General features: G+C 35.0%; 8 protein-coding genes and 2 pseudogenes. All 10 read right to left on the minus strand.

Annotated elements, in window-relative coordinates:
* Positions 1 to 15 precede the first annotated feature (15 nt).
* The 10 genes and pseudogenes from fdhD to JFT89_RS05785 all read right to left on the minus strand — a co-directional run bounded on the left by fdhD (position 16) and on the right by JFT89_RS05785 (position 12353).
* Positions 16 to 816, minus strand: coding sequence for a formate dehydrogenase accessory sulfurtransferase FdhD (fdhD, locus tag JFT89_RS05745; RefSeq protein ID WP_201039649.1), 801 nt, complete (start codon positions 814 to 816; stop codon positions 16 to 18).
* Positions 817 to 832: 16 nt separating this feature from the next.
* On the minus strand, positions 833 to 1177 hold the full coding sequence (locus JFT89_RS05750; RefSeq protein ID WP_002064644.1) for a Na-translocating system protein MpsC family protein: 345 nt from the start codon (positions 1175 to 1177) through the stop codon (positions 833 to 835).
* A gap of 150 nt (positions 1178 to 1327) precedes the next feature.
* On the minus strand, positions 1328 to 1810 hold the full coding sequence (locus JFT89_RS05755) for a helical membrane plugin domain-containing protein (protein ID WP_002012016.1): 483 nt from the start codon (positions 1808 to 1810) through the stop codon (positions 1328 to 1330).
* A gap of 160 nt (positions 1811 to 1970) precedes the next feature.
* Complete coding sequence (gene fdhF, locus JFT89_RS05760) at positions 1971 to 4919, minus strand: formate dehydrogenase subunit alpha (RefSeq protein WP_201039651.1); 2949 nt, start codon at positions 4917 to 4919, stop codon at positions 1971 to 1973.
* A pseudogene (locus JFT89_RS05765) lies at positions 4888 to 5080 on the minus strand (hypothetical protein). Before JFT89_RS05765 ends, fdhF begins: the two are co-directional and overlap by 32 nt.
* 104 nt (positions 5081 to 5184) lie before the next feature.
* On the minus strand, positions 5185 to 5961 hold the full coding sequence (locus JFT89_RS05770) for a TerC family protein (protein ID WP_201039653.1): 777 nt from the start codon (positions 5959 to 5961) through the stop codon (positions 5185 to 5187).
* A 171-nt stretch (positions 5962 to 6132) separates the two neighbouring features.
* Entirely contained in the window at positions 6133 to 8853 is a 2721-nt protein-coding gene (locus JFT89_RS05775; RefSeq protein ID WP_201039655.1) for a sensor domain-containing protein, read from the minus strand.
* Between the two features lie 546 nt (positions 8854 to 9399).
* Positions 9400 to 10632 (minus strand): N-acetylmuramoyl-L-alanine amidase, encoded by a 1233-nt coding sequence (locus JFT89_RS05780; RefSeq protein WP_002064640.1) that lies wholly within the window; start codon positions 10630 to 10632, stop codon positions 9400 to 9402.
* Between the two features lie 448 nt (positions 10633 to 11080).
* Positions 11081 to 11322: pseudogene (locus JFT89_RS30135) on the minus strand (Ger(x)C family spore germination protein); the annotation flags it as partial.
* 83 nt (positions 11323 to 11405) lie between these two features.
* Positions 11406 to 12353, minus strand: a complete 948-nt coding sequence (locus JFT89_RS05785) for a DNA-binding domain-containing protein (protein WP_016094393.1) — start codon at positions 12351 to 12353, stop codon at positions 11406 to 11408.
* Between the last annotated feature and the right edge of the window lie 461 nt (positions 12354 to 12814).

The raw sequence follows: 12814 nt of genomic DNA on the forward strand, positions 1-12814 counted from the left end.
TTTATTGCCTCGTTTCTACTTATTTATATTTACAATCCGCTCTGGATGCGTATATACATTTAAAGATTTATTACGAATGAAGCCTATTGTAGTAATCCCTAACTGCCCCGCTAGCTCTAATGCTAACTCAGTTGGAGCTGATTTTGACAATATTACTTCACAGCCAATTTTCGCAACTTTCAATAGAATTTCAGAAGAGATACGTCCGCTAAAAACAATAATTTTATCACCAATCGAAATGTTATTTTTTAAACAATAACCGTAAATTTTATCTAAAGCGTTATGTCTTCCTATATCCATCCGGCTTAAAATAATTCCATTCACATCACATAAAGCTGCATTATGAACGCCGCCTGTATGTTGAAACGTAGACGCAGATTGCTGCATATCATTCATTAACCTAAAACAATCCTCGGCAGAGATTTTTACGCGAATATCATTCATTTTTTTCGCAGTCAGCGCATCGTTTGCGAAAACAAACCCTTGCCTACTCATTCCACAGCATGAAGTGATATAACGTTTGTTTTGCATGTCACGATAATAAGGATTGATTTTCGTCGTTTTCACATGTACATAACCTTCTTTTTCTTGCACCCATATTTCATCAACATCTTCATACTTCCGGATAATGCCTTCAGAGGCTAAAAAGCCGATTACCATATCTTCAATATACTCTGGAGTACTAACCATTGTAACAAATTCCTGGCCGTTAATTTTAACCGTAACAGGAAACTCTGTTACAATGCTGTCCTCTATATGTTTAAATTCCCCTTGCTCATATTTGAAGATTTCCCGTTCCACCTGAATCGATTTCACGATGAGTATCCTTCTCTCACGTTATATTTTTATCAAAGACAAACACCGAAACTGCAATATCTTCATCTACTTTCATATCAGAAAACAGATGAACTAATTTCGCCCCAACAAGTTCTTCTAAATGTTCACGAGAATTAGCAGCATACACTTCTTGAATCATTTTCGTTCGAGCCATATGAACCATTTCCGCGCCCTCCATAGTTCCCGAAATGAATTTCTCTGTAGGTGTCAAATTCCCATAAAGTGTAGCAATCGCCATATTTTCAGCAAATACAGTATGAATTCGTTCCGGCCCTTTTCCGAATAAATCCTTTCGAAGCTTTCGTATCATATCATTAAATTCATGCACCATTTTTGACATACTCTCATTCCTTCCTAGTTATTCCATCACAACTATTTTAACAAAATGATCATTTCGTCTAAACTATTTAATAATGAGACGAAATGGATCATCTTTTACAATTATCTCAAGTACGCAAACAACATATGAAATACTATTATTGTTGCTTATCTATTCTTCTTTTAACCCTTTACCCATACCTTTTAAGAAATGAAGACCAAATCCGATAGCACGATTAATATCTGGATCCTTCAGTACTTTCATAAGGTCTAATATTCCTACTTTTTTATTACTTTGCAAATGCTGATTTCCTTCATCCATACCTGTCAATACGCTACCTATAAGCTTTTTCGTAAGTTCCGGATCAAGTTCTGTTAAAGCTCCTGCAGCGCCCATCATATTATTAATTAAATTTGTAACTGGTTCACGAGTGACTTGGCCTAGAACGATTTTTGCGATTGGTTCTTTCGCTTTCAGCATAGAATTTGCTGCTTCCAGCATCCCAATGTCATTTAATTCACCTACTATATTAAACATTTGATTTAAAGCATCTTCATTATTAGCTAGCAGTTCTTTTAAAGCTTCGAGTTTTTGTTGTTTAAGTTCTTCCTCAGTTAGCTCCTGCTTCTGGATCGCTTGAATAGGTGCTGCCATATTCTTTTCTCCTCCCTAGTTATCCCGCTATTTGCGGGCAGTAAGACCCCTACCTCAAAATTCAATGAAAGCCAAGAAGTTAGATGGGGGTTGGGCTGCCCGTAAAAGCCCGATTGGTGAAGGCTAATAATCAGTGAGGGATAAAGAACCCCCCACCTGATTAAAGTTTCACTTTATCCGTTAAATGTACGTATCCTGGACGAGCCCACTTGCGATTTACCTCAATGCCGTTTTGAGGATGACGCTTTTTATTACGTGGGTTCGTTTTTGGCATCGGATTTTCACCTTCTACTTGTAACACTTCCATACGCACTTTCGTTTGTTTATATGCAGGCGTATTCGTACGTTGATCGACCGCAGGACCTGTTAAGAAATTAATCGCCGTTTCATTATCTGTCGAGTTCATCGGTAAATACAGTTCATTCGCTTTTACACGATCCGTTACAAGTGCACGTAATTTAAGTGCTCCGAATGGAGAAACAAGGCGTACTAACGAACCAGTTTTCACTCCACGTTCCCTTGCTAACTCTGGAGAAACTTCAACGAAAACACCTGGTACTTTCGATTGAATACCAGTTGATTTATTTGTCATGTTCCCTTCATGGAAATGTTCAAGCATACGACCGTTATTAATGTGAAGATCGTATTCTGCTGGAAATTCAGCAGGACGTACCCAATCAGCTATCGCAAAACGAGCTTTTTTGTCCGGGAAGTTAAATCCATCTTTAAATAGCAGCGGCGTATTCGTTCCATCAAAACTTCCCCAGTGGAAACTGTTCCACCCTTCAAGCACTTCATAGTTTGCGTGTGCGAATAGTGGTGATAAGCTTGCCATTTCAGCAAAGATTTCACTTGGATGATTATAATTCCAGTTTGCGCCTAACTTATTAGCAATTGCCTGCACGATCCACCAGTCTGGTTTCGCATCTTCTAGCGCCGGCAGTACTTGATATAACCTTTGTACACGACGCTCAGTATTTGTAAAAGTACCTTCTTTCTCAAGAGATGGCGCTGCTGGTAATACTACATCAGCGTATTGAGCTGTTTTAGAAAGGAACACATCTTGAACGACAAAGAATTCAAGACTTGATAACACTTCATGTACGTGATTTGCGTTAGAGTCTACGAGAGCCATATCCTCTCCAACAAGATACATAGCTTTCATTTTCCCTTCATCAATTGCGTGAAGCATTTCAATGTTATTTAGACCTGGTTTATTATCAATTTTTACTCCGTAAGCTATTTCAAATTTCGCACGTTCTACATCATCAGTAACGTGTTGATATCCCGGAAGCCAACCTGGGAGAGTTCCCATATCACAAGCACCTTGTACGTTATTATGACCTCGAAGTGGATATGCACCAGCACCTGGACGGCGATAATTTCCTGTTGCAAGAAGTAAGTTTGAAATCGCAGCGGAAGTATCTGAGCCACCCGTATTTTGCGTTACACCCATACCCCAAAGAATACACGTACCATTTGCATCACGAATCATCTCGGCCATTTGAACGAGAGTTTCTTTTGAAATACCTGTAATCTCTTCTGCATATTCAAGCGTATATTTTTTAAGACTATCTTTGAAATCTTCAAAGAAGTTTACATTCTCGTCGATGAACTGCTGATCGTGCCAACCTTGATCGATCATATATTTTGTAACAGCCATTAACCATACTTGATCTGTCCCTTGCTTTGGACTAATAAAGATATCTGAACGCTCTGCCATTTCAGTTTTACGAAGATCTGCGACAATTAGTTTTTGACCGTGAAGTTTATGCGCACGTTTCACACGAGTCGCTAACACAGGATGACCTTCTGTTGGATTACAACCGACGATAATAACAAGACCCGATTGCGCGATATCTTTAATCGTCCCTGCATCTCCACCCATACCAATTGTACGGAACAATCCATCCGTCGCTGGTGATTGACAATAACGTGAGCAGTTATCAATATTGTTCGTTTCAAACACTTGTCGTGCTAATTTTTGAATAACATAATTATCTTCATTCGTAATTTTAGAAGAAGAAATAAAGCCGATAGAACCTTTACCGTACTCTTCTTTAATAGAGCCCATTTTATTTGCCACTACATTAAGCGCTTCTTCCCAAGTTGATTCCACGAACACTCCATTTTTACGAATTAAAGGTTTCGTAATTCGTTTTTCGGAATTCACGAAATCCCAACCAAACTTTCCTTTTACACAAGTAGAAATCGCATTAACTGGTGCTTCAGAAGATGGTTGCACTTTTAAAATTTCACGGCCCTTCGTCCACACTTCAAATGAACAACCTACACCACAAAACGTACATACTGTTTTCGTCTTCTTCGTACGAGTATCGCGCATTGCAGCTTCTACTTCTGACACAGCGAAAATACCGCTATATCCAGGTTCAACCTCTTTAATAAGATCGACCATCGGCTCAAGAATATCCGGCTTCAGCCCAGTCATAAATCCAGCTTCACCAAGCATCGATTTCTCCATTAATGCATTACAAGGACAAATTGTTACACATTGACCGCAGCTTACACATGAAGAATCGTTAATATCTACTCCTTCATCCCAAATAACACGAGGACGCTCTGCCTCCCAATCAATAGATAACGTTTCATTTACTTGTAAGTTTTGACACACTTCTACACATTGACCACACGCGATACATTGATTCGGGTCATAGCGATAAAATGGATGAGACATATCAACTTCGCTTGCATCAACTTTTGGCTCGTAAGGATATTTTTGATGCTCAATTTCCATTAATTCTGCCGTATTATGCAGTTTACAATTCCCGTTATTGTTGTCACAAACCGTACAGTACAGTAAATGATTTTCTAATAAGCGATCCATCGCCTCATGTTGTGCTGCCTTCGCACTAATAGAGGCTAACTCAATATTCATGCCGCTCGTCACTACAGTTGAACAGGATCGCACAAGCTTTCCATTCACTTCTACAATGCAAGTATCACACGTTTGAATCGGATCCACTTCCGGCACGTAACAAATTTGTGGATGTTCAATTCCGTTCTCATTAACGATGCCTAGTACCGTTGAACCAGGCTCAGCACTATATTCTTTGCCGTCAATTGTAATATGAACCATGCTGTCGTTCATGGTTACTCCCCCTTTTTGAGAATAAAAAAAACTCCACCACGAAAATATACGCACCACATTTTTGGCACGTTATCATCATGGTGGAGTAGTTTATTAGCACATCTTGCTAAAATACCAGTCCATTTATTCATAAATAAAATGATAGATTCATAACAGGTCATATCACGATTCCATCTTTAACACTATAATTATAGCGTTAAATCGAAAAATACACAATATAATTATTATTGAAAAGGACAAAGCACATAATGCTCTGACCTTTGTATTACATTTTAGAATTATTCTGAGATGACTTACTTCCCGGTGCAAACCAACCAATTAGTGCAATAGCAACTAATACTCCGTAGAAGATTAAAGTCCAAGTTGTACTGTGCGGGAAATCATGGTCTAAGATACCAATATCCTCGTGGGCAAGTGTAATTACAGCGAGTTTTACACCGACCCAGGCAACAATTGCGTATGCTGTTGTTTCCAATGCTGGACGTTTCTCAAGTAATTGTACAAACCAAGTTGCCGCAAATTTAATTAAAATAAGCCCGGCAATCCCTCCGAGAAGTACAACTATGAACTGGCCTCCATCCATACCACCGAAATCTTCTAGCGGTGAATCTGGAAGACCAAGGGCAAGAGCAACTGCGGCTAATATTGAATCGATCGCGAAAGCAAGGTCAGCTAATGCAATCTTTCCTACTGTGAACCAGTAGCTTTTACCTGCCGCTTCCTTTTCATCGTCCTTATGAATATTTTGATTGTCTTTTCCGAATTGCACCTGAATGACATGCTTCAATCCTAAATAAAGAAGATACGCTGCTCCTATTGCTTGTATTTGCCAAACATTTGCAATAAATGAAATCGCAAATAGAGCTGCAAATCGAAAAACAAAGGCCATAATGATTCCGTAATTTATAGCTCTTTTTTTCTCTTCTTCGGGTAAGTGTTTCGCAATAACTGCTAGGACAAGGGCATTGTCAGCCGATAACAATCCTTCTAATCCAATTAGAATTAATAATGCCCAAGCGTACTCTAGCCATATTGAATCCATCTGCTTCTCTCCTTTCTAAAACTAAAATCAGATAAGGTCTTTGCTCATTAGAATTTCCTATTAAGCCAAATTAAATGCTAAAACATTTTGACAGTTACTTTGCTGTCCTCTATTTGTTATAATTTCAACAAAAAACAAATCTAGATTGTGGTTTTCTTAGAAAAGGTGACGCTACATTGTGCTTAAAAACTTGATGAATTCATCTTCACTTACAGGTTTACTGTAGTAATAGCCCTGAATTAGATAACATGCATTACGTTGTAACACTGTTAATTGTTCCTTCGTTTCTACCCCTTCTGCGATCACTTTCATGTTTAAAGTATGCGCTAGTGAAATAATGGTATGAATAATTTCATTTCCATCAGTAGAATTTCCGATCCTATTAACAAATTCTCTTGGAATTTTTAAGGTATCAATTGGATACAAAGGGAGATATGCTAATGAAGAATACCCTGTGCCAAAATCGTCAATTGATAAATGTACACCATATGATTTTAATGCTTTTAACTTCGCTAACGTTTCTTTTTCATCTACCATTGCTATCCGCTCAGTTAATTCTAAATCGATCGAACTAGCAGGTACCCCTACTTCTTCTATAGTAGATATGATTGTTTGAACAAAGTCCTTCTGTTCAAACTCTATAGCTGATAAATTTATCCCCATTTTTAGATTTGAATAGCCCGCAGAATGCCATTCTTTCAGTTGTCGACACGCTTCCTGTAACGTCCATTTCCCAATTGAAATAATCTGCGATGTTTCTTCCGCGATAGGTATAAACTCAAAAGGTGAAATCAGCCCCAGCTCTGGATGTTGCCAACGTATTAAAGCCTCTGCACCAATAACCATACCAGCCTTACTATCAACTTGTGGTTGATATAATAGAAACAACTCATTATTTTCTAATGCATTAGGTAAATCCTGTTCTAATCGTAATCGTCTTGTTATTTTTTTTGATAATGTCTCGTCATACATGCAAACAGCATTATTACCTTTTTCCTTTGCACTATACATAGCAATATCAGCATGTTGTAAAAGTGTAGTAGTATTTATTCCTCCAAATGGATACACTGCTATTCCTATACTAAGAGATAAGTAAAAGCTATGCTGATTTACTACAAATGCTTCTTCAGTTATACGAAATAGAGTTTCACACAAATCCAATAGCTGTTGCTCTGTATGGTTATGGACTATGATTGCAAACTCATCTCCCCCTATTCTCGCTAGAGGAATAGCCGGTGACAGACATGTCCTAAAACGTTTAGCAACTTCTTTTAAAACACTGTCACCAATTGAATGTCCCAGTGTATCATTAATAGTCTTAAAACGATTTAAATCTATATACAAGAGTCCAAATTCACCCTGCGTTTTTCGTGCACGCTCAATGGATTTTTCTAATTCTTTTTGGAAGAATATTCGATTTCCAATCTCCGTCACTGTATCATGGAATGCTAGATAGTTTATCTCATCTTGTTGTTTCTTCATTCTCGTAATGTCTTTTACCATTACATAACTCCCAAAAGTTTGTCCTTCTATCATAATAGGAACAATGGTGACGTACCAAAAATGAATGTCCTTCTCATTATTATTTTTCACACGTAATTGTAACGAAGCCGAACTGCATCGTTTCCCTTCCTGTAGAGCTGCTTCCAATTCAGATCTATCTTCGTCTAAAAAAATCGAGAAGCACTCTTTACCTATTAATTCATCACTGTTTTTTCCTAATAACATACTTCCAGCCTGGTTTATATTTAACACAGTACCATTTGAATTAATCGTTAAAATAGGATCTGGATGATACTCATATAATGACTTAAATCTCTCTTGATTTTTGACCAAGTCATTGGATTTGTTTATTAAATCTTCTGTTCTTTGAGATACTTTTTGTTCTAATTGATTATTAAACACTTTTAACATTTCGGTTAAATCGCTGTTTTGCATTCGTACGATAGTATGACGAATCAGCACAAATACAAATGCAATACAATTCCCAGTAATAAGTGTAGCCGAGGAAGTTTGCTCTTTAAGAGTAAAACCAATTAATACCGCAACTGCAAGATAAGGAAATATAACAAGAAGTTTCTTCCCAAATGTGGGATCGATAATGAAATAATTCCTTCTAGAAGATGCATTCTTCGGTATAGCAGCAGCAATAGCAATTAATAATAGGAAAACTCTATACAAACACCTTAATAATATAAGTGAACGATCTGACAAATCATCTTGTAAGTAAAAATACAAGTAGTCCGTAATAGCCAATCCAGTTAATACGAGAATAAAAATAAATAATTTACTTTTCGCATTAAAAATAGCTGGTCGAAAGATCAGGCTAATTCCTAGTAAAAGAAGCAATAAATCTATAATCGGAAAAATAAATGAAAGAAAAACATCTCCAATTGATAAGAATAAGATATTTGCAGAAGGTTTATTAAATAGGTACCACTCTAATGTAAAAATAGCAGTAACAACAATACATAAATCACAAAGTAAATACGCCTTTTCCCACTTGTTACATTCCATAATGATTTTATAAAAGAATGCAAAGAGAAAGAAGAATAAGAAAAACAACAAAAACACATCAGAGATATTAAAATTTTGTATCGGCAATTCTACATTAAGTACTTGAAAAGCGGATATAAAATTCCCTATCAAGAAACACCCTATTGCAATAGTAATGCAAACCCAGAATACTCCTAACTTAATTTTTCTGGATAATATAGAATACAGTAATGAGATAAATACAGTAGTTTCAACAACTAAGGATGATAGTCGGATATTAAAATCTGATACGAAATATTGATTCGGAAAAACAAATAAAAATATATAGCAAAAGCTTATATAGAATATTAGAGCTATTGTTAATAAGATAAATTGCAAATGTGAATGTTTAAGCAATATATTCACCTTCTTAAGTCTTTCATCATTTTTTAAAAATTTGTTTCTAATTATTATTCATATTATGACCATTTCAAAAGATTTCTTTCAAAATAAAGCAGCCTTACATTACACCTGCAAATATTTAATAATTCCATAACAGGAATTACAAAAAAATATGAACAGCTATGTCCTTAACACTATCAATTATTGTTATACGAACTATTTATGTAACAAGTTTATTTAATAGCTAATTAGTTCAAAGAATGTTTTCTTTGAACTAATTGTATACTGCCCATCTGAATCATATAACTTAACTATTTTTAAATTAAAATTTCACGTAAAAATAATGAATGTAGGTGTATGCCCCTATCTATTTATCTTTTTTCTTCATAACTTCTATAGTATTCATTAAGTACGCTAACTTAAACACCGATTTATTTATAATCCTTAATAACTCGGCACCAGTATACACTATAAAACTAAAACACATTACAAATAACAAAACTATACTTTAGCAATTTATAAATTTCATATTCCTAGAATTACTAAACTTTCTTTTACCTATTACAATCTATATTCAGATACATTATTTCCTTTCCATTCATAATAATCTAAAACCCCTTCATAAATGGCTTCTGCTGCAATCTGTCTGCCGTTTGCCGTAGATAGTTTACTGTAATCGATACCATTATCTATAAAAGCCAGTTCCGTTAACACAGCTGGCATGTCGTTTTCTCTTATAACATGAAGATCTCCATGTTTAACGCCTCTATCACGTGTTTGAAGAGCCTCTACTAAACGTGTTTGAATTTTTTCCGCTAACACACGACTTTCTTCCACATGAGGATTTGTTTTTTCGGATTCAGAAGATTTATAGTAGTATGTTTCTGTCCCTTTTGCATTACCATTAAAAGCATTTGCATGAATGCTTATAAAGATATCCCCCTCATTTTGCTTAGCAAATTTAACACGTTCCTGTAAAGAGCTTTTTTGGTCATGTCCAGGTCTAGTATCAGATTCACGAGTTAGTAAAACTGTAAATGGTGTATGTTTTTCGAGCAATTGTTGTAGGCGTAAGGAAGTGTCTAATACGATTTTACTTTCAGGCAATCCTTTTGTGGACTTTCCGGGATCTGCACCACCATGTCCAGGATCAATAATGATTGTTTTACTTTCTAAAGGGTTTTTCGGACTGTATTGAAGGGTATCTGTTTTGGCAGTAAGTTGTGCGGCTTCTGCACGTGTTATGAATTTATTTGGTTGCCAACCGTTATCTGTACCAACAGAAATCTTTAAATCAATTAAAATATTGGCAAATTTTTCACCCCAATGTCCTTTTAAATCATCAAATTTACTTTGCCCATTACTATTTGTTCTATCTTGTAGCTTATATGCATTTACTAACATTGTTGCCATTGCAGCACGAGTAACTTTTCCAGAAGGATTAAATATTCCATTTCCTTCACCTTTAATTATTCCTGCTTTTTCAGCAGCAGCAATATACGGCGTTCCCCAGTGGTTTTGTGAATCTGTAAAAGATGGTTTTGCATTTAAGTCAATATGTATACCAAGGGCCTTTGTCATAATTGTTGCCGCAGAAGCCCTATCTAATGTATCACTTGAACCAAAAGTTCCATCTGGATAACCACTCAATACTTTTTTATCAACTAAATAATTAACGGATTTGTCAGCCCATGCAGGAACATCTTGGAATTTATGAGTATTTGCAAATGCACTAGATGAGTAGGATAGTAGACTTCCAGCAAGAATTCCTGTAGCAATTAATTTTTTCTTCAAAATTTAGCACCTCTAAAAAATTATTACAAGTTGGTAAATATATCATTTATAGTTAATCTTTAAATAATACGACCTAGAATAAAGAATAGATTAAATCCGCGTTATCCCTATATTAAAGATATCAAATACAAATCGAACTATTATTCCGAAAAGAATCCTGAGACATACACTTATAGATAGAAACTATTAAATATATTCACCAACGTCGTGTAACCAGTATAGTTACTCATATGTACGAGTGTCAATTAAAAAAACCTTACATTTTTGTAAGATAACCATGTTAATTATGTAGTAAGTAATTATTATATAATGTGAATAATTACTCGGTATAATAAAATAGTAATCTTATATTTTAAACAAATATTAATTATCTTGGTAGGCAAATAACTTATAACAGCCACCTTTTTGGCTATGCTTTGGAATCCTACTTTACTCTTCAATTCTCCGTATTAAAAGTTTGTTGATGAAATGTAATAACAACTGTACGATTATACAACCTATTCACCTCAATTAAATCAGTTAAATATTGAGGAAGAGTCGGTTTATCTTTAAAATCATTATGTATTAAGTCCTTTCACAGTGACAATACGCATATTCCCAGTATTTTTCTGATGACAATACTACAAAGTAAGACCTAGCTCCTTCCTTTTGTAAAAATTTTTGATTTACTAAAATTAATTGTAACTTTTCCTCTGTCCGAAACAATTCCATACAAAACAAAAGGGAAATACATATACACTATGTATCTCCCTTTTATTTTGTACCCAATTTTTTTATTGTGTTACGGTCATAACTTGTCCACTACGGTCAACCATAATTTTCATTTTTCCGTCTTGAGCGTTATATAACCCTAGCTTATGTAGATCTTGTTTGCATTCTTTTACGAAGTAAGGCAATGTACGAATTTGATCGATATCCGAGCTCGTAATGAAATGAATTAAATGATGCGTCATCTCTTTAATATCATGAACGAGTTCTTCCTTCTCTCGTTTTAATCTTTCATTTTCAGCTCGTAATGAATGTAATTCACCTTCAAGACCACGTGCATTCTTTTCATCTTTTGAACGCTCTGCTGCCATACTGGAAAGCTTATAGATTCCCTCCATGAACTGATGCAATTCGTGTTCTCTCTTTTCACTACATTGACTAATTGTTTCAAAGTTATCCACGATGCCAGATATAACTGTTACGAGGCTTTTTTCATCATCTTCATTTCGAACGTCTTCAATTACTTCCTGCTTACTTTCTTGTTTTGTCTCAGCAATTGTCTCTTTTACAGGTGCATATTTACGTTTTCGCCCCGGCTTTTGTTTTTCAATATTTTCAAACGGGATTTCTTGTTTTTTTAATTTATAATACGTATTTTGCAATTGACTTTCCGTTTTTCGAAAAAGATTCAATTCATTTTTACTAACATATTTTGAAATATTTGCGATGTTTAAGCCATGACGTTGACAAAATTGATACACTTCATACAATAATTCTAGTTCAGACTTCAACCAAGTAATCGCTGATTTTTCATATTCTCGCATACCGCCATTTTTTTCTATATCTATTTGAAATAATACCATTCTATTATATAAATCGATTAGCTCTTCATACCTGATTTGGAATTGTTTCTCTATTTTTTTAAATTCCGCCTCTAATTTCATATCGTTCGTTTTATTATTTGACATGTTTTGTAAAAGACTTAATACATTGATTGCTGTGTGGTGATACATAATATGTGTCACTCCCCTCATCTTTTCACAATTCTCATCTGACTCCCATGTCTTTTAAGAAAATAGAAATTTCCACATATCCATATTATAACATTTCGAAATTATCTGTCAAATAATTAACATACAAAAAGGTATAAAAAGTATCGAAATAAAAAATGATTTTTAACAAATATTTAAAAATAAAAATAGCTAAGCAAAATATTATATCAGAAAAATTCTACTTAATTATATTATATGGTATTTCTAATATGTTTTCACCGAAAAAGCTTGCATCACCACGAAATCTTATAGATGAAATAATTGAACATCATGTAAGAAAACCCTCACCTTTATAGTAAAGGTGAGGGTTTTACACAACGCTAACTAATTAACCGAAAGAATGACCATTATTACCACGGTGGCTACAGAAAAACAAAAATATCTCAGAAACACTCAACCTTTCTGTCTTTACACACATGGCT

Origin of the sequence: Bacillus sp. TH25 (assembly GCF_016650935.1) — a bacterium.
In the GTDB taxonomy this organism is placed as follows: domain Bacteria; phylum Bacillota; class Bacilli; order Bacillales; family Bacillaceae_G; genus Bacillus_A; species Bacillus_A mycoides.

Excerpts from the sequence above, each read along its gene's own strand:
- JFT89_RS05785 (WP_016094393.1), bottom strand. The coding sequence starts at position 12,353 with ATGTATCACCACACAGCAATCAATGTATTAAGTCTTTTACAAAACATG.
- JFT89_RS05750 (WP_002064644.1), bottom strand. The coding sequence starts at position 1,177 with ATGTCAAAAATGGTGCATGAATTTAATGATATGATACGAAAGCTTCGA.
- JFT89_RS05755 (WP_002012016.1), bottom strand. The coding sequence starts at position 1,810 with ATGGCAGCACCTATTCAAGCGATCCAGAAGCAGGAGCTAACTGAGGAA.
- JFT89_RS05770 (WP_201039653.1), bottom strand. The coding sequence starts at position 5,961 with ATGGATTCAATATGGCTAGAGTACGCTTGGGCATTATTAATTCTAATT.
- fdhF (WP_201039651.1), bottom strand. The coding sequence starts at position 4,919 with ATGAACGACAGCATGGTTCATATTACAATTGACGGCAAAGAATATAGT.